The 23920-nt window shown below is 66.1% G+C and carries 20 protein-coding genes; 13 read left to right on the plus strand and 7 right to left on the minus strand.

Features of this window, described 5'->3' with window-relative positions:
• The first annotated feature begins 41 nt into the window (after positions 1–41).
• From B3349_RS17855 to B3349_RS17870, 4 genes are all read left to right on the plus strand, one after another.
• On the plus strand, positions 42–743 hold the full coding sequence (locus B3349_RS17855; protein ID WP_291590735.1) for an HAD family hydrolase: 702 nt from the start codon (positions 42–44) through the stop codon (positions 741–743).
• Positions 740–2326 (plus strand): polynucleotide adenylyltransferase PcnB, encoded by a 1587-nt coding sequence (gene pcnB / locus B3349_RS17860; RefSeq protein ID WP_291590737.1) that lies wholly within the window; start codon positions 740–742, stop codon positions 2324–2326. Before B3349_RS17855 ends, pcnB begins: the two co-directional genes overlap by 4 nt.
• Before the next feature lie 2 nt (positions 2327–2328).
• On the plus strand, positions 2329–2868 hold the full coding sequence (folK, locus tag B3349_RS17865; protein ID WP_291590738.1) for a 2-amino-4-hydroxy-6-hydroxymethyldihydropteridine diphosphokinase: 540 nt from the start codon (positions 2329–2331) through the stop codon (positions 2866–2868).
• 368 nt (positions 2869–3236) lie between these two features.
• Positions 3237–4562: an aspartate aminotransferase family protein gene (locus B3349_RS17870; RefSeq protein ID WP_291590740.1), complete on the plus strand. Its 1326-nt coding sequence runs from the start codon at positions 3237–3239 to the stop codon at positions 4560–4562.
• Between the two features lie 138 nt (positions 4563–4700).
• Here the strand turns inward: B3349_RS17870 and B3349_RS17875 are convergent, their stop codons facing one another.
• On the minus strand, positions 4701–5681 hold the full coding sequence (locus B3349_RS17875; protein WP_291590899.1) for a Bug family tripartite tricarboxylate transporter substrate binding protein: 981 nt from the start codon (positions 5679–5681) through the stop codon (positions 4701–4703).
• Positions 5682–5970: 289 nt separating this feature from the next.
• Positions 5971–7017 (minus strand): CDP-6-deoxy-delta-3,4-glucoseen reductase, encoded by a 1047-nt coding sequence (locus B3349_RS17880; RefSeq protein ID WP_291590741.1) that lies wholly within the window; start codon positions 7015–7017, stop codon positions 5971–5973.
• 100 nt (positions 7018–7117) lie between these two features.
• On the opposite strand from B3349_RS17880, the gene B3349_RS17885 reads away from it, so the two are divergent.
• From B3349_RS17885 to ppk2, 3 genes are all read left to right on the plus strand, one after another.
• Positions 7118–8080, plus strand: a complete 963-nt coding sequence (locus tag B3349_RS17885) for an SDR family oxidoreductase (protein WP_291590742.1) — start codon at positions 7118–7120, stop codon at positions 8078–8080.
• Positions 8081–8553: 473 nt separating this feature from the next.
• The gene (locus B3349_RS17890; protein WP_370510786.1) at positions 8554–9633 is read left to right on the plus strand and encodes a branched-chain amino acid ABC transporter substrate-binding protein; all 1080 of its coding nucleotides are present in this window, start codon (positions 8554–8556) and stop codon (positions 9631–9633) included.
• Positions 9634–10202: 569 nt separating this feature from the next.
• Entirely contained in the window at positions 10203–11312 is a 1110-nt protein-coding gene (ppk2, locus tag B3349_RS17895; protein ID WP_291590902.1) for a polyphosphate kinase 2, read from the plus strand.
• A gap of 115 nt (positions 11313–11427) precedes the next feature.
• Here the strand turns inward: ppk2 and B3349_RS17900 are convergent, their stop codons facing one another.
• Positions 11428–12369, minus strand: coding sequence for a LysR family transcriptional regulator (locus B3349_RS17900; RefSeq protein WP_291590743.1), 942 nt, complete (start codon positions 12367–12369; stop codon positions 11428–11430).
• A gap of 118 nt (positions 12370–12487) precedes the next feature.
• Here B3349_RS17900 and B3349_RS17905 point away from each other — a divergent pair, with 118 nt between their 5' ends.
• Positions 12488–13150 carry an NAD(P)-dependent oxidoreductase gene (locus B3349_RS17905; RefSeq protein ID WP_291590744.1) on the plus strand — a complete coding sequence of 221 codons (663 nt, stop codon included), beginning with the start codon at positions 12488–12490 and terminating at the stop codon, positions 13148–13150.
• 150 nt (positions 13151–13300) lie between these two features.
• Here B3349_RS17905 and B3349_RS17910 read toward each other — a convergent pair whose 3' ends face one another.
• Positions 13301–14290: a bifunctional helix-turn-helix transcriptional regulator/GNAT family N-acetyltransferase gene (locus B3349_RS17910; RefSeq protein WP_291590745.1), complete on the minus strand. Its 990-nt coding sequence runs from the start codon at positions 14288–14290 to the stop codon at positions 13301–13303.
• A gap of 232 nt (positions 14291–14522) precedes the next feature.
• Here B3349_RS17910 and B3349_RS17915 point away from each other — a divergent pair, with 232 nt between their 5' ends.
• From B3349_RS17915 to B3349_RS17925, 3 genes are all read left to right on the plus strand, one after another.
• Positions 14523–14879: a VOC family protein gene (locus B3349_RS17915; protein ID WP_291590747.1), complete on the plus strand. Its 357-nt coding sequence runs from the start codon at positions 14523–14525 to the stop codon at positions 14877–14879.
• Between the two features lie 368 nt (positions 14880–15247).
• Entirely contained in the window at positions 15248–16474 is a 1227-nt protein-coding gene (locus tag B3349_RS17920) for a sugar transporter (protein ID WP_291590748.1), read from the plus strand.
• Positions 16475–16822: 348 nt separating this feature from the next.
• Positions 16823–17077 carry a hypothetical protein gene (locus B3349_RS17925; protein WP_291590749.1) on the plus strand — a complete coding sequence of 85 codons (255 nt, stop codon included), beginning with the start codon at positions 16823–16825 and terminating at the stop codon, positions 17075–17077.
• Between the two features lie 316 nt (positions 17078–17393).
• On the opposite strand, the gene B3349_RS17930 is transcribed toward B3349_RS17925, so the two are convergent.
• The 3 genes from B3349_RS17930 to B3349_RS17940 all read right to left on the minus strand — a co-directional run bounded on the left by B3349_RS17930 (position 17394) and on the right by B3349_RS17940 (position 21400).
• Positions 17394–18359, minus strand: coding sequence for a tripartite tricarboxylate transporter substrate binding protein BugE (locus B3349_RS17930; protein ID WP_066536502.1), 966 nt, complete (start codon positions 18357–18359; stop codon positions 17394–17396).
• A gap of 300 nt (positions 18360–18659) precedes the next feature.
• Entirely contained in the window at positions 18660–19934 is a 1275-nt protein-coding gene (locus B3349_RS17935; RefSeq protein WP_291590750.1) for a CaiB/BaiF CoA transferase family protein, read from the minus strand.
• Positions 19935–20209: 275 nt separating this feature from the next.
• The gene (locus B3349_RS17940; RefSeq protein ID WP_066536498.1) at positions 20210–21400 is read right to left on the minus strand and encodes an acyl-CoA dehydrogenase; all 1191 of its coding nucleotides are present in this window, start codon (positions 21398–21400) and stop codon (positions 20210–20212) included.
• 231 nt (positions 21401–21631) lie between these two features.
• Here B3349_RS17940 and B3349_RS17945 point away from each other — a divergent pair, with 231 nt between their 5' ends.
• Positions 21632–22600 carry a LysR substrate-binding domain-containing protein gene (locus B3349_RS17945; RefSeq protein ID WP_291590751.1) on the plus strand — a complete coding sequence of 323 codons (969 nt, stop codon included), beginning with the start codon at positions 21632–21634 and terminating at the stop codon, positions 22598–22600.
• Positions 22601–23429: 829 nt separating this feature from the next.
• Positions 23430–23822, plus strand: a complete 393-nt coding sequence (locus B3349_RS17950) for a hypothetical protein (RefSeq protein WP_291590754.1) — start codon at positions 23430–23432, stop codon at positions 23820–23822.
• Positions 23823–23920 lie beyond the last annotated feature (98 nt).

Genomic DNA, 23920 nt, shown 5'->3' on the forward strand with positions numbered 1-23920 from the left:
CCATGGCCATTTCGCCGCAACCTGCAACTTCTTTCGACACCATGTCCGCACCCACTGCACCGCAGCGCCCCCGGCTGGCGCTGTTCGATCTTGACCACACGCTGCTGCCGCTGGATTCCGACCACGGCTGGGGCGAGTTCTCCATTGCCATCGGCTGGTGCGACCGCACCGAATTCGGCCGCCGCAACGACGAATTCTTTGCCGACTACCTGGCTGGCCGCCTGGATGTGCCCGATTACGTGCGCTTTGCCACCGCCGCCGTGGTGCAGCGCGGACCCGAAGCCGCTGCGGCGGCCCACGCGCGGTTCATGGACGAGGTGATCCGCCCGGCCATGACGCCGGCAGCCCTGCAACTGGTGCAAGGCCACCTGGATGCGGGCGATACCGTGGTCATCACCTCGGCCACCAATGAATTCGTCACCCGCCCCATCGCCCAAGCCTTTGGCGTGCAGGAACTGGTGGCCACCTCGCTGGCGCGCGATGCCCAGGGCTGGTTCACCGGCGAGATCGACGGCATTCCCAACATGCGCGAAGGCAAGGTGGTGCGCATGGACGCCTGGCTGGCCGCACGGGGGCTGTCCTGGAGCGATGTGGAGACCACGTTCTACAGCGACTCCATGAACGACGTGCCCCTGCTTGAGAAAGTGGACCATCCGGTCGCCACCAATCCTGATACGCGCTTGCGCGCCCTGGCCCAGGAGCGTGGCTGGCGCGTGCTGGACCTGTTTACCGAGACACCATGATCAAAACCTTTATCGACAAACTGCTGGGCAAGGCCCCGGCCGCCACCCGTTCGCGCAAGCCGCAATTCGGCAAGCGCGAAGACGTGCCGGCCGAGGTGCACGGCATCGACCCCGAGCTGGTGGACCGCCGCGCCGTGGACGTGGTGCGCACACTCAAGGATGCCGGCCATGAGGCCTACATCGTTGGCGGCGCCGTGCGCGACCTGCTGCTGGGCCTGCGTCCCAAGGACTTTGACGTGGCCACCGACGCCACGCCCGAACAGGTGAAGAACCTGTTCCGTCGCGCCTTCATCATCGGCAAGCGTTTTCGCATCGTGCACGTGGTCTATGGCCGCGGCCGCGAGAACGAGGTGATCGAGGTCTCCACCTTCCGCGCCTTCATGGACAACAGCTTGGCCGAGCAGGTCAGCGGCAACGAGCGCACCAGCAAGGCCGCGCTGGCCCACATGCAGCATGCGGTGGACGCCAGTGGCCGGGTGCTGCGCGACAACGTCTGGGGTCCGCAGGACCAGGACGCCACGCGCCGCGACTTCACCATCAACGCCATGTACTACGACCCGGAAACCCAGGTCGTGGTGGACTTCCACAAGGGCATCCAGGACGCGCAGAAGAAAATGCTGCGCATGATCGGCGATCCGGCCACGCGCTACCGCGAAGACCCGGTGCGCATCATCCGTGCCGTGCGTTTTGCCGCCAAGCTGTCGCCGCTGGGTTTCAAGCTCGAACCCAAGACCGCCAAGCCGCTGCTCGAGTGCGAGCCCCTGCTGAAGGAAGTGCCGCAAAGCCGCCTGTTCGACGAAATGCTCAAGCTGCTGCAGACCGGCCATGCGCTGTCGTCCGTCGAGCAGCTCAAGAAGCTGGGTCTGGAAAAAGGCATTTACCCGCTGCTGGATGTGGTGGTGGAGCGCGCCGACCATCCCTTTGTCACCGCCGCCCTGACCGACACCGACCGCCGCGTCGGCGAAGGCAAGCCCGTGGCGCCCAGCTTCCTGCTGGCCTGCGTGCTGTGGCAGGACGTGAAGACCGGCTGGGAGAAGCGCCTGAACAAGGGCTTCCATGCCTTCCCGGCGCTGCAGGAAGCCATTGACGAGGTGTTCGACCAGCGCATTGGCGATGTCTCCGGCCGCGGCAAGCTGGCCGCCGACATGCGCGAAATCTGGGTCATGCAGCCGCGTTTCGACAAGCGCACCGGGTCCACGCCGTTCGGCATGGTGGCCCAGGGCCGTTTCCGCGCAGGTTTCGACTTCATGCGTCTGCGCGCCGATGTGGGAGAGGTCGAGGAATCGCTGGCCAGCTGGTGGCAGGAGTTCCAGCAGGCCGACGATGCCCGCCGCGAAGACCTGGTGGCCCAGGCCCGTGAAGAACAACGCCAGCGCCAGAAGAGCCAGGCTCCGGCACCCGCCCGCCGTGTGCCCAAGAAGGCCGCTGCGGCAGCCGAAGGCAGCCCCGCGGCCGTCTCGGCTGCACCGGGCGCCGATACGCTGGATGCCTTGCTGGGCGACAGCGATGCCCCGGCCAAGAAGCGCCGCCGTCGCCGCCGCAAGCCCGCCGGTGCAGGCGGTGCCGAGGCCGCAGGCGAGTGAGCGTGGCGGCCGACAGCCCGTCCTCCTCCCTGCCCGCCCAAGCCGCTCAGCTCGCCTTCATCGGCCTGGGCGCCAATCTGGGGGACCGGGGCCAGGCCCTGGCCCTGGCCGTGCACGCCATGGCCCGCTTGCCCGACACACAGGTGGTTGGCGTGTCGTCGCTGTATGTCAGCGCGCCGGTGGATGCCGGCGGGCCGGACTACCTGAACGCCGTGGTGGCGCTGCAGACGGCGCTGGCGCCCCTGGCCTTGCTGCACGCGCTGCAGACCATCGAGCAGGTCGCCGGGCGCGAGCGCCCCTACCGCAATGCCCCGCGCACGCTGGATCTGGACGTGCTGCTCTACGGCGATCAGCAGATCGCCAGCCCGGCGCTGACCATTCCCCATCCCCGCCTGGCCGAACGTGCCTTTGTGCTGCAGCCGCTGGCCGAGCTGGCGCCGGAACGTGTTTCCGCCGCACAGCTGGCCGCCGTGGCGGAGCAGCGCATCGACCGCTTCCAGGCCGCCGCCGACTGGTGTCCGCAGGTGACCACACCGCACTGAGGCCTCCGCTTGCAGGCTCCATGGCTGCCCAAAGGCATTCAGCGCCATTGGGCAGTTTTTTTATGGGAAATCCGACGCTGGTGCGCGTTGCATTGTGTGCCCCGGTGCTGGGTGGGCGATGTCGCACCCAGAGAGGTATATGCCGTTCGCCCGACCTGCGCCGGAATGCATAGCTGCTGGCACAGCGAAGGAGGGCGTTGCAACCGATCCGGCAGGCAATGCCACGCCTGGCAGTGGGTGATTGGTGAGGGGCCGGCTGGCGCTGCGCGCCGCACAGGCGCTTAATAGTGGGAGAGCGCGCAGGCGCCAGTGGCGGGGCACGCCCCCACCGGCGGGCTGTGCCGGGTGCTGGCTTCAGGAGAATCACCATGTCTGTGCACAACGCTCTGGATGTGGCCCTGCACGCAGCGGTGGCCGACTATGTGGCTCACAACCCGCGCAGCCAGACCTTGTGCGAGGTGGCGGCCCATGTGCTGCCCGGCGGCAACACCCGCTCGGTGCTCTACCACCCGCCTTTTCCCCTGACCATGGTGCGCGGTGAAGGCTGCTGGCTCTGGGATGCGGATGGCCATGTCTACATCGACACCCTGGGCGAATTCACCGCCGGCCTCTTTGGTCACTCCGACAAAACCGTGCGCGCTGCCGTGCAGGAAGCGCTGGTGGGTGGGCTCAACCTGTCCTCCCACACGGCACGGGAGGCGCGGCTGGGGCAGGAGATCCAGCGCCGCTTTCCCTCCATGGCACTGATGCGCTTCACCAACTCCGGCACCGAAGCCAATCTGATGGCCCTGGCCGCTGCCACCGTGCACACCGGCCGGCGCAAGGTGATGGTGTTCGACGGCGCCTACCACGGTGGGGTGCTGAGCTTTGCGGGCGGAAGCTCGCCGGTCAATGTGCCCCACGACTGGCTGGTGGCGCCGTACAACGACCTGGAGCACGCCACGGCGCTGGTGCGCCGGCATGGCGCCGATCTGGCAGCCATTCTGGTGGAGCCCATGCTGGGCTCGGGTGGCTGCATTCCCGGCACGCCGGCCTTTCTGCGCGGGCTGCAGGATCTGGCCAGCGACTGCAATGCCTTGCTGATCCTGGACGAGGTGATGACCTCGCGCCTGTCCTTTGGCGGGCGGCAGGCGCTGCTGGACATTACGCCGGACCTGACCACCGCGGGCAAATACCTGGGCGGCGGGCTGTCGTTCGGCGTGTTCGGCGGACGCGCCGATGTGATGGACCGGTTTGATCCGCGCCGCAGCGATGCGCTGGCCCATGCTGGCACCTTCAACAACAATGTGCTGAGCATGGCCGCAGGCCATGCCGCCCTGTCCCGGGTACTGACGGCAGAAGCCCTGGATGCGCTGAACGCACGGGGCGACCACCTGCGCGAGCGGCTGAATGCCCTGTTCGCCTACGAAGGCGTGGCCTTGCAGGCCACGGGCCTAGGGTCGCTGCTGACGCTGCATGCCACCGACCGGCCCATCCGCAATGCGGGCGACCTGGCCGGCAGCGACCCGCGCGTGAAAGACCTGCTGTTCTTCGATCTGATGGCGCGTGGCATCTTCCTGGCGCGGCGCGGGATGATGGCCTTGTCGCTGCCGCTGGGCGAGGGGGAATGCGACTGCGTGCTGGGTGCGATGCTGGAAATCGTGGAGGAGCGGCAGGCATTGCTGCCGCAGCGCCATGCCGTGCCGCTGATGTAGCGCTGCCTGAGCCGCCCAGGCGGTGCCCCACATGCCCGTGGCACGGCACCGTCCGCCGTGCCTGCAAAAACGCCCTGCAGTGCGGGCACCCAGGGCGTTGTCGCTGAAGCAGCCGTGCAGGCTGCAGACCGGCGGAGGTCAGTCCACCTTGGCGCCGGAAGCGGCCACCAGGCCTTTGTACTTGGCGCGTTCGGCGGCCATGAAGTCCTCAAACTGCTTGGGCGTGGTGGCCACGGGCTCGGCCAGCAGGGTCTTGAAACGGGTCTGGGTTTCGGGCGTGTTCAGGGCGTCGGTGAAGGCCTTGTTCAGCTTGGCGACCACGTCCTTGGGGGTGGCCGCCGGGGCAATCAGGCCCCACCAGGTGTCAATGGCAAAACCGCGCAGCGTGGTGGCCAGTGGTGGCACATCGGGCAGCATGGGCGAGGCCAGCAGCGACGTCACGGCCAGGGCCTTGAGCTTGCCGCTCTTGATGTTGGGGGCGGCGGCAGCCAGGTTGTCGATGTTGAAGTCCACTTCGCCCGCCAGCAAGGCCAGCTGGGCGGGGTTGGCGCCGCGGTAGGGAATGTGCAGGGCGTGGATGCCGGCACGCTGCTTGAGCAGCTCGCCTGCCAGGTGGCCTGCGCTGCCATTGCCGCCGCTGCCGTAGTTCAGCTTGGCGGGATTGGCCTTGGCGTACTTGATCAGGTCGGCCACGGAATGGATGTTCAGCTGCTCGGCGCGGGCGGCATTCATCACCAGCACATTGGGTACGCGCACCATCTGGGTGATGGCAGCAAAGTCCTTCTCGGCGTCGAACGGCAGCTTGGTGTAGAGCCAGGGGTTGACGGCGTTGGTGGCCGTGGTCGCCAGGCCGATGGTCAGGCCATCGGGAGCGGCCTTGGCAATGGCGTCCACGCCAATGTTGCCGCCGGCACCGGCCTTGTTCTCGATGATCACGGTGCCCAGGGTGTTGCGCACGCTTTCGGCCAGTGCGCGCGAGGTCACATCCAGCGGGCCGCCGGGTGCAAATGGCACGATCAGGCGGATGGGCTGTTGTTGGGTGCCAAAGGCTTGGGCCAGGGGGGCGAATGCGGTCACGGCGAAAGCCGCGGTGGCCAGGGCAAGGGTTCTACGCTTCATCATGGTGACGGTATTGTGCAAAAAAATTGCGTGACCATGTTTCGCATGGTTGCATTTCTGCGTTTTATTGCATGAATGGTGTCCATGCACGTGGTGTACGGCACAAATGCACTGCTGTGGTGCGGAATTGTGCGCGCTAACACAGAGCCCATTTCCGTGCACACCGGGCGACGCCCCCCGGTGCCGCAGGCCGCCGGGCGGCTGCGTGGTCTGCCAAGCGGCCAGATTGGCCCGGCGGCAGGTTAGGCGCAGCCGGCCCGGGGCGTGTGCCCCGGCCGGGCTTTCGGGCTTACTTGTCGGCTTCCGAGGTGAAGGCGTCGGCGAAAAAGGCTTCCTCCGGCAGGCTGCGCTGGCTGGTGTAGCTGGTGCGGGCCGAATCCACCACGATGGGGGCGCCGCAGGCGTAGACCTCATGGCCGGACAGGTCGGCAAAGTCGTCCAGCACGGCCTGGTGCACAAAGCCGCTGCGGCCGGTCCAGGCGTCTTCGGGTAGGGCGTCGGAAACCACCGGCACATAGGTCAGCGTGGGCATGGCAGCGGCCAGTTCCAGCAGCCAGCTGTGCATATACAGGTCGGCCGGACGGCGACCGCCCCAGTACAGGGCCACGGGGCGGGTGATGCCCTGGTGCTGGATATGTTCCAGCAGCGCCTTGATGGGCGCAAAACCGGTGCCCGACGCCAGCAGGACGATGGGCTTGGCCGAGTCCTCGCGCAGGAAGAAGCTGCCGAACGGGCCTTCCACGCGCAGGATTTCCTTTTCCTTCATGCCGCCGAACACATGGTCCGTGAACTTGCCGCCCGGCATGTGGCGGATGTGCAGCTCCACGCCGGGGGCCGTTTCCTGCAGGTGCGGGGCGGTGGCCATGGAATAGGCGCGGCGGCTGCCGTCGCGCAGGATGAATTCGATGTACTGGCCGGCGTAGTAGCGGAACTTCTCGGCGGCCGGCAGCTGCAGCTTGAGCTGCATCACATCGTGCGACAACGGGGTCAGGCCCGCCACGCGCACCGGCAGCTTCTTGATGGGATAGGCATTCACATCGGTGACCTGGCGCGACTCCAGCACCACATCGCTCAGGGGCGTGGCGCGGCAGGTCAGCACATAGCCATCGGCCTCTTCGGCCGGTGTCAGTGCCTTGTCGGAATGGGTGTCATGCACCACACTGCCGCTGAGCTTCTTGCACTTGCACGAGCCGCAGGCGCCGTCCTTGCAGCCGTAGGGCAGGCCCACGCCGCTGCGTATGGCGGCGGCCAGAATGGTCTCTGCACCCTGGGTGGCAAACTGGCGGCCACTGGGCTGGACGGAAATCTGGTGGGTGGAGCTGGCGGTATCGGTCATGGGTTTTGGCTATCCTTGGCGGCTGTCACGGGCAGGGGCTGCTGCTGCATCTGCCTTTTGCAATGCGTGAAAACCTCGCGCGAAAAAACAACCTTCCATTGTGCCTTCAAACCAAAATCCTCTCGGTGCGCTGCCAGCGCGCTTTCGCCGCCAGCGCCTGCTGATAGTGGGCTGTGGTGACGTGGGCCTGCGCGTGGTGCGCGCCCTGCAGGCCGGTGGCGCGGGTCGCCATGGCCCGCGCGTGCTGGCGCTGACCAGCAGCAGCGACCGGGCCCCCCTGCTGCGCGCCGCCGGCCTGCAGCCCCTGGTGGGCGATCTGGACCAGCCGGCCACCCTGGCCCGACTGGCCGGTCTGGCCCAGCGTGTGCTGCACTTGGCGCCGCCCCCCACGGAAGGGGCGGGTCCCCAGGCCTGGTGGCGCGATCCACGCACCGAACACCTGCTGCAGGCCCTGGCACGGCGCACGCCGCCGCAGGCCCTGGTCTATGCCTCCACCACCGGCGTGTATGGCGACTGCGGCGGGGCCTGGATCGATGAAACCCGTGGCATCGCTCCCGGCAATGCCCGCGGTCAGCGCCGCGCCAATGCCGAGCGCGCGGTGCGTGGCTGGGCGCTGCACAGCGGGGTGCGTGCCACGGTGCTGCGCGTGCCCGGTATCTACGCCCTGGACCGCGAAGGCGGGACGCCCGTGGCCCGGCTGCGCAAAGGGCTGCCGCTGCTGCAGGCCAGCGACGATGTCTATACCAACCACATCCAGGCCGACGACCTGGCCCGCGCGTGCGTGGCAGCGCTGTGGCGCGGCAAGCCCCAGCGCGTGGTGCACGCCAGCGATGACACCGAGATGTACATGGCCGATTATGTGGACCTGGCCGCCGACCTGTGTGGCCTGCCGCGGCCTCGGCGCATCAGCCGGGCCGAAGCCCAGGGCAGCTTGCCGGTGTCGCTGCTGAGCTTCATGGGGGAGTCGCGCCGCCTGCGCAACCGGCGCCTCAAGACCGAGTTGCGCGTGCAGCTGCACTATCCCACGGTGGTGCAGGGACTGGCGGGGCTGACGGCGGATTGAGCGCGGCCCGTGTTCGCGGGGTGGGCGCCGGTGGTCGCAACCGCAGGCACCGCCGGCGGTCGTGCAGTCCTGGCGCAGCGTGGTCGGCCGGGCGCAAGCTGACACCCGGCTGAAGGCCGGTGTTGCAGGGCGGCCCGCGCAGCACCAGCGCTGTGCGCTATCTTGCGCTGCAGCAAGAGCGGCACAGCCCTGGTGCAGGCGCTGCTGTAGCGCAGCCGAGGGCGGTGCGCATCTTGGGGTATCCCCGCGTTTCCGCAGCGCGACGCCATACGTTGTGGAGGGCAGGAGCGAGGAAAAATGTCGCCCATGGGGCCAGAAAAGCCGCCGCAGGCACGGTTTCTGCAAAGGGAAAGCACCGATGTGGAATCGCGGGCCAAGGCAATAGCTTGGCAACTTGTTCAACCAATGGAGATAGTCGCATGCGCGTTAAGGCAGTTTCGCTCGCAATCGTGGGCTTGGTAGGTGGTTTGGCAATGTCTGTGGCCAATGCCCAGGAAATCATCAAGATCGGCCACATCGGCCCTGTCTCCGGTCCCCAGGCCCACTTCGGCAAGGACGATGAAAACGGCGTGCGCATGGCCATCGAGGACCTGAACGCCAAGAACCCCGAAATCGGCGGCAAGAAGGTCAAGTTCCAGCTGGTGGCGGAAGACGACGGTGCCGATCCCAAGCAGGGCACGGCCGCTTCGCAGAAGCTGTGCGACAGCAAGGTCGCCGGCGCGGTGGCATTCGTGAACTCGGGCGTGGCCATTCCCTCGTCCAAGATCTTCAATGACTGCGGCATCCCCATGATCACGGGCGCCGCCACCAACCCCGCGCTGACCAAGCCCGGCTACAAGACCACCTACCGTGTGATCGCCAACGACAACGCGCTGGGCGCTGCGCTGGCCACCTACGCTGCCAAGACCCTGGGTCTGAAGCAGGTGGCGGTGGTGGACGACCGCACCGCCTACGGCCAGGGTCTGGCAGATGTGTTCAAGAAGGAAGCCGAAAAGCTGGGCGTGAAGATCGTGGCCACCGAGTTCACGAACGACAAGGCCACCGACTTCATGGCCATCCTGACCTCCATCAAGGCCAAGAAGCCCGAAGCCATCTTCTACGGCGGTATGTACGGCCAGGCAGGCCCCATGCTGCGCCAGATGGCCCAGCTGGGCATGGGCGAAGTGAAAATGTTCGGCGGCGACGGCATGTGCGTGCCCGAACTGGCCAAGGTCGCGGCCGGCGCCAAGCCGCTGGACCACGTGGTCTGCGCGGACGGCGGCTCTTCGCTGGCCAAGATGCCTGGCGGCACCGAGTGGAAGAAGCGCTATGACGCCAAGTTCCCGGGCCAGTTCCAGGTCTACAGCCCGTACTTCTATGACGCGACCATGCTGCTGGCCGACGCCATGAAGCGTGCCAATTCCTGGGATCCCAAGGTCTACATCCCCTTCCTGCAGAAGACCGACTACCAGGGCGTGACATCCAAGATCGCCTTCGAGCCCAACGGCGAAATGAAAAACCCGACCTACACGCTCAGCCGCTTTGTGGGTGGCAACAAGACGGCCATCGAGTAAGCCGCCGGCCGTGGCAGCGCGCGTCCCGCGCCGCCTGCCGCACAAGTCAGGGCCCGCTTCGGCGGGCCTTTGTTTTGGGTCGTTGAAAACACCTGCAGACCCAAGACCCGGCAAGTGCTAAGGTCATTGCCAGAACCCGTGTGGCGATGGGCGGTGGCTGCCCGATGGCAGCCCGCCCCCGCCACTGCCAGGAAAGCTGTATGACGACCCGAACCACCCACCGATCCACCTCCACTCCGGCCCGCACGGCGCGCGCCTCCGCCGCGCAGCCCGCCAAGACTCTGGCAGCTGCCATCGAAAAAAGCAGTGCCAGCACCGTGGTGGAACTGCCGCCGCCAGCACCCCAGGCTGCCCCCGGCAAGCGCAGTGCAGCTTCCCAGGCGGCCGCACCCTCCAAGCCTGCCGCCAAGGTGGTGGCCGGCAGCACCGCGGCACGCAAGTCCACGGCTGGCAAGGCGGCAGTCACAGTGCCCACAGTGACCGCACCTGCCGCGGCCGGTGCTGCGGCGCCGGTGCCCGTTGCCACCGCGCAGAAGGTGCTGGGCAAGGCCCTGCACGGCAAAAAGCCCATGCATGGCCCGCGCCCGGCCGACCAGGGCGATGTGGCACAGGGCATTCACAGCGGCAAGGCACTGGAGGAATATGTGGCTGGCCAGGCCACCCAGGCCGCGCAGAAAAAGCGCATTGCCGCCGTCATGGCGGTGCTCGATGGCCCGGGTTCCGAACAGGAGCGTGCCAAGGCGTTGCGCACCCTGCTGGAAGGCGCAGACGCCGACGACAAGCGTGCACTGGCCAAGGCGCTGAACAAGCTGGGCAACGAGCCCGAAGGCAAGGCCAACCCCGACGAAGAGCTGGCCAAGGACTGGAAGGACGGCGGCTACCCCTATGCCAACCTGCTGCGCCGCTCGGTCTATGAAAAAGAGAAATTCCGCCTGCAGGTGGAACTGCTCAAGCTGCAGGCCTGGGTCAAGGAAACCGGCCAGCGCGTGGTCATCGTCTTCGAAGGGCGTGACGCGGCCGGCAAGGGCGGCACCATCAAGCGCTTCATGGAGCATCTGAATCCCCGTGGCGCACGTGTGGTGGCTCTGGAAAAGCCCAGCCAGACCGAGCAGGGCCAGTGGTACTTCCAGCGCTATGTGCAGCACCTGCCCACCGCCGGCGAGATCGTGCTGTTCGACCGCAGCTGGTACAACCGCGCTGGTGTCGAGCGGGTGATGGGCTTTTGCTCCGACACGCAGTACCGCGAATTCATGCGCCAGGCACCGCAGTTCGAGCGCATGCTGGTGGGCAGCGGCATCCATGTGATCAAGTTCTGGTTCAGCGTCAGCCGCAAGGAGCAGCGCCGCCGTTTCAAGGAACGCGAGGCCCACCCGCTCAAGCAGTGGAAGCTGTCGCCCATCGACACCGCGTCGCTGGACAAATGGGACGACTACACCCGCGCCAAGGAAGCCATGTTCTTTGAGACGGACACGGCCGATGCCCCGTGGACCGTGGTCAAGAGCGACTGCAAGAAGCGCGCACGCCTGAATGCATTGCGCTATGTGCTCACCCGCCTGCCCTACACCCAGCGCGATGTCGCCCGCATCGGCCGTGTGGACCCGCTGATTGTGGGCCGTGCGCACGCCATCTACGAACGCGGCGAGCCGCACAGCCGCAACGACAACGAAAACGACTCCTGACGGCCGGTGAGGGACAGGCCGCGGCCACCGGCGGTGGCTGGGGCCTGTCCCCTGTACATGCCGGCGTTGCTGGCGGCCCGGGCCTGCTCTTTGGCGGACGGGTCACCGCAGCGCCTCAGACGGTGCGGACCACCCCTTCCAGCTGGCCAAAGTAGGCGCGCAGCACTTCCACGGCCTGGCGCACCTTGGCGGGCAGGGCGTCACGCTGCGGGGTGACGGCCCACAGGTCCAGCAGGCCCATCTCCCAGTCGGGCAGCAGGCGCAGCAGCCGGCCTTCGCGCAGCGGCCGCACCACGTCCAGCAGCGTGAGCTGGGCCACGCCCAGGCCGGCTTCGCACAGGTACTGCACCGTGCCGCGGTGGTTGCTGGTCATGCGTGGCTGGGCCTGCAGTGCGGCCACATCACCGGTGGCGCTGTGGCGCCATTCCTGGGCTAGCTGCGGGGGCTCGGTGCGGGACTGCTCCAGCCAGGTGGCGGTGGCCAGATCGGCCGGATGGGCGGGCAGGGCGCCGCGTGCGCGGCCGGCCTGCAGGTTCCAGGTTTTCAGCCACTGTGGCGCGGCGCACAGCACCGTGGGCGAGGCTCCCAGATGGCGGGCCACCCAGCTGGAGTCCTGCTGGGGGCCAAAGCGCAGCGCCAGGTCCACCCGGGCCTGGATCAGGTCAATCGGGGCATCGTCCACCAGCAGGCGCAGGCGCAGCTGTGGATGCTGGCCGAGCCAGGCACCCAGTGCGGGCGCGGCATGGCGGGCAAAGCCCACGGGGGCGGACAGACGCAGCTCGCCACTGGGCTGCTGGCGCTCGGCCGCCAGCTCGGCCCGGGCGCGGGTGGCGGCCTCGCTCAGGGCCGCGCACTGGGTGTAGAAGCGCTGACCGGCATCGGTCAGACCCAGCTGGCGCGTGGAGCGGTGCAGCAGGCTGACGCCGGCTTCGCGCTCCAGCTGGCGGATGTGCTGGCTGACAGCCGAGGGACTCATGTCCAACAGGCGTGCAGCCGCGCTCATGCTGCCTTGCTGCACCACGGTGGCAAAGATGGCCATGCGTTTGAGGTCTTCCATGGCGCTTGATTATGAAGCTGTGCTTCAAAGTAATGGTGGTCCAGGGGGCTGTTTCAGGCGCAGGCCGCGGCGTAATCTTGCATCCTGTTGAAACAAACCACTCTCAAGGAGTTCTCTCATGCAAGTCGCTCTGATCGGTGCCACGGGTTTTGTCGGCGCCGCCGTGTTGAAGGAATTGCTGCAGCGCGGCCACGAGGTCGTGGCCTTGGTGCGCGACCCGGCCAAGCTGGCTGCCCAGCCCCGGCTGAAGGTGGTGCAGGCCGATGTGTTGGACGCCCAGCAGGTGCAGCAGGGCGTGGCCGGCAGCGATGCGGTGCTCAGCGCCTACAACGCCGGCTGGACCAACCCGAACATCTATGAGGACTTCCTGCGCGGCTCGCGCGCCATCGTGGAAGGGGTGAAGGCCGCTGGCGTGGCCCGTTACCTGGTGGTGGGCGGTGCTGGCAGCCTGTACGTGGCCCCCGGCGTGCAATTGGTGGACACCCCGGAATTCCCGGCTTTCATCAAGCCTGGCGCCAGTGCCGCCCGCGATATGTACACCGAGCTGCAGAAGGAAGACCTGTTGGACTGGACGCTGCTGAGCCCGGCTGTGGGTTTTCACGGCGGTTCCGCCGCGCAATCCCGGGGCCGCACCGGCCAGTACCGTACCGGCCAGGATGCCCCGCTGATGCAGGCCGATGGCCAGCCCGGCGATATCTCGGCACAGGACCTGGCCGTGGCACTGGTCGATGCGCTGGAGCAGCACCTGCACAGCAAGCAGCGCTTCACGGTGGCGTACTGAGGCATGGACATGGGGCGGTGAGCGGCGTGGCCGGCCACCGCCTGCCCCTGGCCCTGTGCCGGGATGCAAGGGCATGGGGAGCACACCAATCCCCTGCAACCGGCCACAGCGTTGGCCCGGGAGCATAGCCCGCATCGATGGCCAGAATGACTAGGTCTTGGCCGCGTGCGCAATGGCGCCGGTGTTGGGGCGCGGGCGCGTGAATTGCTGCTCGGTCACGGCATGGCCCCACTGGCTGCCGGGTGCCTCGTGCACCAGGGCAAAGCCATGGGCTTCATACAGGGCGCGGGCGGCGTCCAGCCCTTGGAATGTCCACAGCTGCGTAGCCGCAAAGTCCTGCTGGTCGCAAAAGGCCAGTGCCTGCTGCAGCAAGCGGCGACCCACGCCGCTGCCCCGGCAGCCGTCATCCAGGATGAACCAGCGCAGATGGGCCTGGCCCTGGCCCAGATCCTGCCCGTCAATGGCAATGGCACCCACGATCCGGTCCTGCTGGATGGCACACCAGATCTGGTTGCCGGGCTGCTCCAGTCGGCCGACGAATTCCGCCAGACCGCCGGCCACCTTGCTTTCAAAGAACGCCCCGAAGCCGGCATGCCGGGTATAGAAGCGGGCGTGCATTTCGGCCACGCGGCCAATCACCCCCGGCCGGTAGCCGGCGTGGAGGGTGATGGCCGGCGGCATTGCCTGCCCCTGGCGGCAGCTTTGCAGCGCTCCGGCGTAGGCGTTCAGGCCCTGGGCCACGGTTTGCTGCACGGCGGGGCTGAGCTGCTGCAGCGCCGCCTCCACCCGCTGCCGGCCGTAGCGGTGGATGGCGGCCGCCGTGCGCCGGCCTTGCGCGGTCAGCTGCAAAGGCTTGGTACGGGCATCCGCCACCATGCCAGCCGGTGGCGGGCACTCGGCCACTTCGCCCGCCGCGGCCAGTTTGGCCAGCATGCGGCTGACGCTGGACTTCTCCAGCCCCAGCAGCTGTACCAGCTGTGCGGCGGTGAGTGCGCCTTGCATGTCCAGTTCCAGCAAGGTGTGCACGGCCGAAGGGGAGTAGTCCGTGGCGGCCAGGGTGGTCTGCATGAAGCCCAGCTCGCGCACCATGGTGCGCGAGGCAGAACGGACGAGGGCAACCAGGGCGGTGTCGGTGGACATAGGGGGAGTCGAAAGATTTTATGGTTGTACTGTACAACCATTTGCGTGTGCTGTGTAACTGGATGGCCAGGGCCTGGCCCAGCATGGAGATGGCACAGGCAGGGCCATGGGACCTAGACGTCCGGCAGACGTCCGGCAGGCGCCATGGCATATTGGAGCCTGTCCGTCACCTGCCTTGCCTGCGCCGCAGCGGGTGGGCCATGCACCAGCCTGTCACCGTGGAGGATCTCCCATGTCAGCCCGTATCGGCCAGATCGATTTCATCGAATTCCCCGGCTCCGATGCCGCCACCTTGCAGCGGGTGAAAACCTTTTACGGCAAGGCCTTTGACTGGGATTTCCAGGACTGGGGTGGCAACTATGTGGACACCGCCTCCAGCGGCCTGGGCGCTGGCTTCAACGCCGATGCGGCCCAGGCGCCCCGCCAGCCGCTGGCGGTGATTTTTGCGGTGGATCTGGAAAAAGCCCTGGCGGCGGTGCAGGCCGCTGGCGGCACCATCAGCAAAGCGATTTTTCCCTTCCCCGGCGGGCGGCGTTTTCACTTTCACGATCCGGCAGGCAATGAACTGGCGGTGTGGTCGCCGGAGTGAGGGAGGCCGCCGCGCCAGCGGTGCATCGACAAGGCCCGTGAAGCGCGGCTCCGCAGGAGCGCCTGCCCTGGGCCACGCGGCGGACTGGCACAGCACGGCGTCCGCTGTGAATGCGTCCATTCCGGTCAATCCGGCCCGTAATGCCACGCAGCGCAGGGCATTGCTGCGGCCTGCGCTGCGCGTGCGGACCGAACGCCGTACCATCCCAAGTTGCGCGGCATGTGCTGCAGCGGTGGGCAACAGGCTGCAAAGGCCTGTCTGAGGGGGCTCCATCGCATGTGTGCCGATTGCCGCAAGGCGCAGCAGGGACGCGGGGTCTGCCTGCCGTCCTTCTTCTGTGGGCTGTGCGCCGGCCTGTGTAAATCTCTATGTCCGAATCTCTCTCTTCCGCTGCCACCGCATCTGCGCCGGCACCCGTGTCCGACGTCCGTGCCTGGGTGGGCGTGATCGCGCTGGCGCTGGCCGCTTTTGTCTTCAACACCACCGAATTCGTCCCTGTCGGCCTGCTCAGCGACATGGGCGCCAGCTTTGGCATGCGCACCGAACAGATCGGTCTGATGCTGACCATCTACGCCTGGGTGGTGGCGCTGGCTTCATTGCCCGGCATGCTGCTGACCCGCCACTGGGAGCGCCGCCGCCTGCTGATGGGCGTGTTCGCGCTGTTCATTGCCAGCCATGCGCTGTCGGCAGTGGCCTGGAGCTATCCGGTGCTGCTGGTCAGCCGCATCGGCATTGCGCTGGCGCATGCGGTGTTCTGGTCCATCACTGCGGCCCTGGCGGTGCGCGTGGCACCGGCCGGACGCAAAGCCCAGGCACTGGGTCTGCTGGCCACCGGCACCACGCTGGCCATGGTGCTGGGCATTCCCTTGGGGCGTGTGGTGGGCGAGGCCCTGGGCTGGCGCACCACCTTCGGCGCCATCGGGGTGGCGGCGCTGGCCGTGATGCTGGTGCTGTGGCGCCTGCTGCCGCTGCTGCCCAGCGAGAACGCAGGGTCCGCCCGCTCCATCCCGGTGCTGCTGCGCCGCCCGGCGCTGGTGGCCACCTATGCGTTGTTGATTCTGATGGTGACGGCGCAGTTCACCGTCTACAGCTACATCGAGCCGCTGGTGCAACAGGTGGGCGGGCTGAGCAACCATGTGACGACCATCGTGCTGCTGCTGTTTGGCGGCATGGGCATCGTGGGCAGCATGTGCTTCAGCGCCTTTGGTCTGCGCTTTCCGCGCAGCTTTCTGCTGCTGGCGCTGGCGGTACTGACCGCCAGCCTGTGGCTGCTGCTGCCCAGCACGGCCTGGCTGCCGGGTCTGTACCTGGTGTGCGCTGTCTGGGGTGTGGCCATGCTGTGCATGGCGCTGGCATTGCAGGCCAAGGTGCTGCGGCTGGCATCGGATGCCACGGATGTGGGCATGTCGCTGTTTTCGGGTCTGTTCAACGTGGGGATCGGTGCCGGTGCGCTGCTGGGCAGCCAGGTGGGCACGCATGCCGGCTTGCAGCATCTGGGTGCCGTGGGCGGTAGCCTGGCCGTGGTGGGCCTGCTGTGGTGCGCATTCGCCACGTGGAAATGGGCGGGCAGCTTTCACCCCGCACCACAGCGCTGAACGCCCCTCCAGTTTGTTGCCTGGTTGTAATCAAGGTGATGGACGGTAAACACGACGCACCCGTGATGTAACAGCCCGCCTGCCCGCACCCCGGGAAGGCGGGCTGCTCTTTTTGAGGGAGTGCGTGCTTGCAACACCGGCCTGCGCAATGACCGCTGGTGCGCTGCAACACCCTGTGGAGCGCGTCACCGGGTCAGACACCACCGCACCCGGGCGGGCGGTGCTGGCCGGGCGGAGGCCATGGTGTCAAGATGAAATCCAGTCCATCCGGAGCGGCGGTTGAAGTTGTTTTCCCGGACCGGAGACTGGTTTTCAGGCGTGAACTTCGTCACCACGTGGAGGCGCACCATGGACCGCGAAACCAAATGGACAAGTTTCTTTCTGCTGACTCTGGGGCTGCTGGGCATTCTGGTGGGCGGCATGTCGCTGCTGGCGCTGCAGCAGGTGGCCGAGGGCAGCAACTGCCTGGCGCTGTGTGCGGTGGAACAGGTGTTTGCCGACATGGTGGGACCGCGCGTGAGCCAGTTGCTGGTGGGGGTGCTGTGGCTGCTGGTGGGACTGACGTTCAGCAGTGCGGGGGTGAGCGTGTGGCGCAACCGTTGAAAGTGGCGGCCAGTGGACGGGGTGGCACGGGCAGAAAAACTGTGGGCCAGGGTCTGCCAACCTGCTGCCTCCGGACAGGTCCGTATGCAAAGGACTGCTTCGGCAGTCTTTTTTTATAGGAGCCATGGCCGGTGTACCGCAATCGCCATGCACGCACGGATCCCGCATATTGCAGGAGATACATGGCGGCCGATGCGATTATCTATTTTCTATATAAGGCAAGCCTGAATGGGTATTTTGATAACCATACTTGCCATGGACTTGGAAAATAAAAAACCCCGCACTGCGGGGTTTTTTGATGCCGATCAGGAAATATTTATTCCATTGTCAGCTTTTGCTTGTCGACCACGGCCTTGTACGCGGTGTATTCGGCCTTGATTTCCTGGGCAAACTTCTCGGGCGTGCCAGCCACGATCAGCGAGCCGGTGTCTTCAATGCGCTTGCGCACGGCCGGGTCTTGCAGCACCTTGTGCACGGCGGCATTCACCTTGTTGACGATGTCCTTGGGCAGGTTCTTGGGGCCGACGATGCCGTAGTAGGCCATGCGGTTCACGCCAGGCGCGCCAACTTCGGCCAGCGTGGGCACATCGGGCAGCACCGCCAGACGCTGGGGCGCAGCCACCACCAGGGCGGTCAGGCGCTTTTCCTTCACGAAGGGTAGCGTGGAGGGGAAGTTGTCAAACAGCAGCGGAATCTGGCCTGCCACCGCGTCGTTGATGGCGGGGCCCGAACCACGGTAGGGCACGTGCAGCATCTTGGTGTCGGTGGCCAGCATGAACATTTCCATCATCAGGTGACCGATGGAGCCGGTGCCGGGCGTGCCGTAGGAGTACTTGTCGGGGTTCTTCTTGATTTCTTCCAGGAAGCTCTTGTAGTCCTTGCCCACGAACTTGGGGTTGGCCGCAATCACGTTGGGCGTGGCGGCGATGTTCACGATGGGTGTGAAATCCGTGAACACGTTGTACGGGATCTTGGGATTGATGGCCGGGTTGGTGGCCGTGGTGGACACGGTGGCAATACCCAGGTTGTAGCCATCGGCCGGGGCGCGGGCGGTTTCGGCGGCACCGATGGCGCCACCGCCACCACCGCGGTTTTCCACGATCACGGGCTGGCCCAGTTCACGGCTCAGGGGGTCTGCCACGACGCGGGCCACCAGGTCGGTGGTGCCTCCAGCGGCAAAGGGCACCAGCAGCTTGATGGGCTTGGTGGGGTAGCTCTGGGCGTGGGCGGCGGTGCCGAACGCGGCCAGGATGCCCAGGGCGAGCAGGCTGCGACGAATCATGTTGTCATCTCCGAATTGTTTTGTTGAAACTGCCGTTTGGGTAAAACGTGGGAAGAATCCTACGGCCCGGCTTCTGAAAGCGCTATATGCGAAATGCATTTTTGATTCGGTAGTTACCCTGGGGTGAAGGGATTATGTAGATAATCCGGAAATACGATTATCCCTCGCGCATATATATGCTGCGAAGGATATAAAAGGCAGAGGAGAAAATCCTGCAGCGCCGGGCGCGTGTGGCGCCGGTGGCGCTGCAGGGAAGGTGCCTCTGAAAGCAGCTGCGCCAGGGCAGCGGGGGACTGCGTGTCAGATCACCTGCTGGGCTTGGAGCTGGGCCAACTGGGCGGCGTCCAGGCCCATTGCGGTCAGGACCTCGGTGGTGTGCTGGCCCAGGGACGGGGGCGCACTGCGGTAGACCACCGGGGTGCCCGACAGGCGCATCGGGCTGGCCACCGTGCCCACCGTGCCCAGACCTCCTGCGGCCGGCAGCTCCTTGCGGATGCCGCGCGCCCGGACCTGCGGGTCGTCGAAGGCCTGGGCCACGGTGTTGATGGGGCCGCAGGGCACGGCCTTGTCTTCCAGCAGCGTGATCCAGTCCTGGGTACCGCGCGTCTGCATCAGCGGGGTCATCAGCATCAGCAGATCGGAGCGGTTCTGCACCCGGGCGGTGTTGGTGGCAAAGCGTGCGTCCTGGGCCCAGCCCGGGTGGCCGACAGCGTTGCAGAAACGGGCGAACTGGCCGTCGTTGCCAATGGCCAGCAGCACATTGCCGTCGCGGGTCTTGAAGTCCTGGTAGGGCGCCAGACTGGGGTGGATGTTGCCAGCCCTGCCCGGGGCCTTGTCTGTGGCCAGGTAGCCTGCGGCCTGGTTGGCCAGAACGGCCATGCCCACGTCCAGCAGCGCCATGTCGATGTACTGGCCTTCCCCGGTGCCATGGCCCGCGTTGTCGCGGGCATGGAGTGCGGCCAGGATGGCATTGCTGGCGTACAGGCCGGTGAACACGTCGATCACAGCCACCCCCACCTTCAGCGGGCCACCGCCGGGTTCGTGGTCGGCATGGCCGGTGATGCTCATCAGCCCGCACATGGCCTGCACCATCAGGTCGTAGCCTGCGCGCTCGGCATATGGGCCGTCCTGGCCGAAACCGGTGATGGAGCAATAGACCAGCCTGGGGTTCAGCGCCTTCAGGCTGTCGTAGTCCAGTCCGTATTGCTGCAGGCCGCCCACCTTGAAGTTTTCCACCACCACGTCCGCCTCGGCCGCCATGCGGCGCAGCAGGGCCTGGCCTTCGGGGTGGGCCATGTCCACGGTGATGGAGCGCTTGTTGCGGTTGCAGGCCGTGAAGTAGCTGGCCTCGCGCGTGTCGTTGCCGGCCGCGTCCTTCAGGAACGGAGGGCCCCAGTGGCGGGTATCGTCGCCGGCCACCGGGCGCTCCACCTTGACCACATCGGCGCCCAGATCGGCCAGCAGCTGCGTGGCCCAGGGGCCGGCCAGCACACGGGACAGGTCCAGCACCTTGATGCCGGCCAGCGCGGAAGGACGGGAGGCTGCGGGTGTGGAAGCAGGGGAGGAGGCGGTCATGAAGGATCCGATCCGGCGGGATGTGAGGGGGGGAGAAAGCCAGAGAGCCCGGGGGCTCTCCCAACCAAGGCGGCTGGTGCACTATGTGATTGGGCTCTGGAGGCAAAACACAGCCAGAACCCAATCAGCTAGCGCTGGGGCGGCGATGCTCGGTGCAGTGCACGGCGCCCCAGCGGTGCCGACAGACGCTGAGATGAGGGCGGGGAGCCGCAGGCCGTCGCAGCGCTGCGACCCGGCTCCACCACCCCGCATCCGAGCGTGCGGGCGCAGCGACCTCAGTTCGCGAAGGCGGCGATGCCGGTCTGTGCGCGGCCCAGAATCAGGGCGTGCACATCGTGCGTGCCTTCGTAGGTGTTCACCACTTCCAGGTTCACCAGGTGGCGGGCCACGCCGAACTCGTCGGAAATGCCGTTGCCGCCCATCATGTCGCGTGCCAGACGGGCAATGTCCAGGGCCTTGCCGCAGTTGTTGCGCTTGATCAGGGAGGTGATTTCCACCACGTTCTGGTGCTCGTCCTTCATGCGGCCCACGCGCAGGGCGGCTTGCAGGCCCAGCGTGATTTCGGTCTGCATGTCGGCCAGCTTCTTCTGGATCAGCTGGTTGGCAGCCAGGGGGCGGCCGAACTGCTTGCGGTCCAGCGTGTACTGGCGGGAGGTGTGCCAGCAGAACTCGGCGGCACCCATGGCACCCCAGGCGATGCCGAAGCGTGCGCTGTTCAGGCAGGTGAAGGGGCCCTTGAGGCCACGGACTTCGGGGAAGGCGTTTTCTTCGGGCACGAACACATCGTCCATCACGATTTCACCGGTGATGGAGGCGCGCAGGCCCACCTTGCCGTGGATGGCGGGGGCGGACAGGCCCTTCATGCCCTTTTCCAGCACAAAGCCGCGGATCTGGCCGACGTTGCCACCTTCGGACACTTCCTTGGCCCAGACCACGAACACATCGGCCACGGGCGAGTTGGTGATCCACATCTTGCTGCCCTTGAGCTTGTAGCCTCCGTCCACCTTGTAGGCGCGGGTGGCCATGGAGCCGGGGTCGGAGCCGTGGTCGGGTTCGGTCAGACCAAAGCAGCCGATGAATTCACCGGAAGCCAGCTTGGGCAGGTACTTCTGCTTCTGGGCTTCGGTGCCGAATTCGTTGATGGGCACCATCACCAGGGAGGACTGCACCGACGCCATGGAGCGGTAGCCGCTGTCCACGCGTTCGATCTCGCGGGCCACCAGGCCGTAGCTCACATAGTTCAGGCCGGCGCCGCCGTATTCGGTCGGGATGGTGGGGCCCAGCAGGCCCAGTTCGCCCATCTCGCGGAAGATGGAGGTGTCCACGGATTCATTGCGGAACATGGACTGCACGCGGGGCATCAGCTTGTCCTGGCAGTAGCTGCGCGACGCGTCGCGGATCATGCGCTCGTCTTCGGTCAGTTGCTCGTCCAGGTGGAAGGGATCGTCCCATTGGAAGTTGGCCATGTTGTGTCTCCTTGAATCCGAGAAGGTGGGGGAAAGTTGCTGTGGTCGGTGCTTGTCGCCGGCAGACATTGCCGACGACAACGGGATGGGAACGCATGGTAGGTGGCACCGACTGGTGCCGCAAACGATTTGATTGCATCCATGTATGCGTAAATTGCATCTATGGAATCAATTTCTACCGGTTTTCGGTATGCTGGGGGCTGTAATCCACTTTTTACATGAAGGTTTTGCATGCGTCGTGCCATTCCCTCCACCCAGGCCCTGGCCTGTTTCGAATCCGCCGCCCGCCACGAAAGCTATACCAAGGCGGCGCAGGAGCTGGCGCTGACGCAAAGCGCGGTCTCGCGCCAGATCATTGCGCTGGAAGAGTTTGTCGGTCTGCCCCTGTTCAAGCGCACCCGCCACGGTGTGCTGCTGACCGAAGCCGGTCGCCAGTACGCCCAGCAGGTGGCCCGCTGGCTGCAGGGGCTGGAGCGTGACACGCTCGATCTGATGGCTCACCAGGGCGAGGGCGGCACCATCAACCTGGCGGCGGTGCCCACGTTTGCCACGCGCTGGCTGCTGCCGCGCCTGCCGCAGCTGATGAAGGCCCACCCTGACATCCGTGTGCACATCGATGTGCAGACCCGCCCCTTTCTGTTTGCCGACACCGGCTTCGACGCCGCCTTGTACGCTGGTACTCCGGAGCAGGTGGCCCACTGGCCGGGCGTGCAGGCCCAGTGGCTGATGGACGAGGAAACCCTGCCGGTGTGCAGCCCCCAGTTGCTGGCCACCGCCCAGGAGCGCGACCTGGGCCGCGCCTGGCAGCCCGTCAGCCCTGCCGTGATCGCCGGCATGCCGCTGCTGCAGCAAAGCACGCGGCCCTACGGCTGGCAACAATGGTTCGATGCCATGGACGTCAGCGCCCCACGCGCGCTGGATGGCGCGCGGCTGGAACTGTTCTCCATGCTGGCCGTGGCCGCTAGCCAGGGCCTGGGCGTGGCGCTGATTCCGCCCATGCTGATCGAGCAGGAACTGGCACGGGGCGACCTGGTTATCGCCTGCGATCGCCCGCTGCGCGGCAACCGTGCCTACTACCTGGTCACCCCCGCACTGGCCGAAGGCGCACCCCAGGGGCCTGCGCTGCGCGTGTTCAGCCAGTGGCTGCTGCAGCGGGCCGAAGCCGTACGCCCGCCCGCAGTGGTGGTGCTTAAAAAATAAGCGTAAACCATATTATTCAATGCTGACAAATGGTTAGTTGGCTTATCCCATGTGGAAAATGAACTTGTCCACAAGCTTGGTCAGGTCGGATGGGGACAACCGGTGTGGATGCTGGGGCACGGGGCCAGACCTGTCCCTGAACATGCCGGTGGCAGGCCGTGGGCTGCTTCCAAGCCATGGTTTCTGCCCCCGATCGCTATGAAAAGGTAGGTTTGCATAAAAAATAAGCAGCAACCGGGAATCCCTGTGCTGGCAGGCACTTAAGCCACTTATCCCGCAGGCGGGGGGCATTTGTCCACAAGCTTGGGCAGCCCAACTGGGGAAAACAGCCTGGTGCACGGGGTGAGCGGGGTGGAGAAGGCTGTTTCTGTCCCTGATTGTCTCTGTAGGATAGGTTCTGCTTAAAAATTAAGCTTTTGCAAGAAACTCATTGTGAATCAAGTGTTTAACTCACTTATCCATGTGCCGGAGCAGACTTTTCCACAAGTTTGATGGGGTGTGGCGGGGACAAGTGGCGGTAGGTATGGAGGCCTGCCTTTTATCGGGGACATATCATGTGCGGCGACATGCTGCCAGTGCACGCATGGAGACCGCTGCTTTCTCTTTCGATGTAACTTCGAGATGCGTCCTTCCACAAGCCCGGAAGGCGCCGCTCTGACCGGTGCAGTTACATTGCCTATCGATCCGTTCGGCGGCACAGCGAGCAGCTGGAGGCCGCAGACAGTCGCCTATTTCGGGCCCAGAGGGCCGAACCATTCCTCCCAAGCTCCTGGGCGCCCAGGGCTGTGGGGCTGGGGTTGTTACCGTGGGTCTGACATCCATCGAAGCCATGAAATTCAAGCGGGTGCTGCGTGAAACGCTGCGGTTCTGGCCGCCGCAGATACCGATTGGCGACGGGAAGCCCGTGGCCGGCGGTGGCGGCGTATTTCCGCAGTTGTCGGAGCAGTGGGATCTGACAGAAGCCCATGCACAGGTATGGAGCGAGGCGCACCAGCTGATGGTGTGGGCGGTCTTCTGTGCCTGGCATCAGGCCGCGGTCCTGCGTCGGCAGGCGGGTCTGGATTGGGTGACCAAAGCGGACCTGGACGGCAAGTACCTCCGCCGGAAGTACGAAGAGAGCCTGTTTGCGCCCGGCAGCGCTTACCCACGCCAGATGCTGCGGGCATACCGCTGCGAGGTGAAGGCCAGTCAAGGCCAGCGCCGTCGCAGCAGTTCCCGTTGAGCCGTGCCGGCAGGCCAGCGCCTGAGGTTCCGCATCTGCAGGAAGATCTGCTTGTGGGGATAGCACGCTGTGGTCCATGGCCGGGAGCTGCGGGCGCC

Origin of the sequence: Comamonas sp. UBA7528 (genome assembly GCF_002479375.1) — a bacterium.
In the GTDB taxonomy this organism is placed as follows: domain Bacteria; phylum Pseudomonadota; class Gammaproteobacteria; order Burkholderiales; family Burkholderiaceae_C; genus Comamonas.

Coding starts and splice junctions, on each gene's coding strand:
- B3349_RS17935 (WP_291590750.1), bottom strand. CDS start 19,934: ATGACCGCCTCCTCCCCTGCTTCCACACCCGCAGCCTCCCGTCCTTCC.
- B3349_RS17910 (WP_291590745.1), bottom strand. CDS start 14,290: ATGTCCACCGACACCGCCCTGGTTGCCCTCGTCCGTTCTGCCTCGCGC.
- B3349_RS17880 (WP_291590741.1), bottom strand. CDS start 7,017: ATGACCGATACCGCCAGCTCCACCCACCAGATTTCCGTCCAGCCCAGT.
- B3349_RS17940 (WP_066536498.1), bottom strand. CDS start 21,400: ATGGCCAACTTCCAATGGGACGATCCCTTCCACCTGGACGAGCAACTG.
- B3349_RS17915 (WP_291590747.1), top strand. CDS start 14,523: ATGTCAGCCCGTATCGGCCAGATCGATTTCATCGAATTCCCCGGCTCC.
- B3349_RS17945 (WP_291590751.1), top strand. CDS start 21,632: ATGCGTCGTGCCATTCCCTCCACCCAGGCCCTGGCCTGTTTCGAATCC.
- B3349_RS17925 (WP_291590749.1), top strand. CDS start 16,823: ATGGACCGCGAAACCAAATGGACAAGTTTCTTTCTGCTGACTCTGGGG.
- B3349_RS17890 (WP_370510786.1), top strand. CDS start 8,554: ATGTCTGTGGCCAATGCCCAGGAAATCATCAAGATCGGCCACATCGGC.
- ppk2 (WP_291590902.1), top strand. CDS start 10,203: ATGCATGGCCCGCGCCCGGCCGACCAGGGCGATGTGGCACAGGGCATT.
- B3349_RS17930 (WP_066536502.1), bottom strand. CDS start 18,359: ATGATTCGTCGCAGCCTGCTCGCCCTGGGCATCCTGGCCGCGTTCGGC.
- B3349_RS17950 (WP_291590754.1), top strand. CDS start 23,430: ATGAAATTCAAGCGGGTGCTGCGTGAAACGCTGCGGTTCTGGCCGCCG.
- B3349_RS17900 (WP_291590743.1), bottom strand. CDS start 12,369: ATGGAAGACCTCAAACGCATGGCCATCTTTGCCACCGTGGTGCAGCAA.
- B3349_RS17870 (WP_291590740.1), top strand. CDS start 3,237: ATGTCTGTGCACAACGCTCTGGATGTGGCCCTGCACGCAGCGGTGGCC.
- B3349_RS17855 (WP_291590735.1), top strand. CDS start 42: ATGTCCGCACCCACTGCACCGCAGCGCCCCCGGCTGGCGCTGTTCGAT.
- B3349_RS17875 (WP_291590899.1), bottom strand. CDS start 5,681: ATGAAGCGTAGAACCCTTGCCCTGGCCACCGCGGCTTTCGCCGTGACC.
- B3349_RS17920 (WP_291590748.1), top strand. CDS start 15,248: ATGTCCGAATCTCTCTCTTCCGCTGCCACCGCATCTGCGCCGGCACCC.
- B3349_RS17905 (WP_291590744.1), top strand. CDS start 12,488: ATGCAAGTCGCTCTGATCGGTGCCACGGGTTTTGTCGGCGCCGCCGTG.
- pcnB (WP_291590737.1), top strand. CDS start 740: ATGATCAAAACCTTTATCGACAAACTGCTGGGCAAGGCCCCGGCCGCC.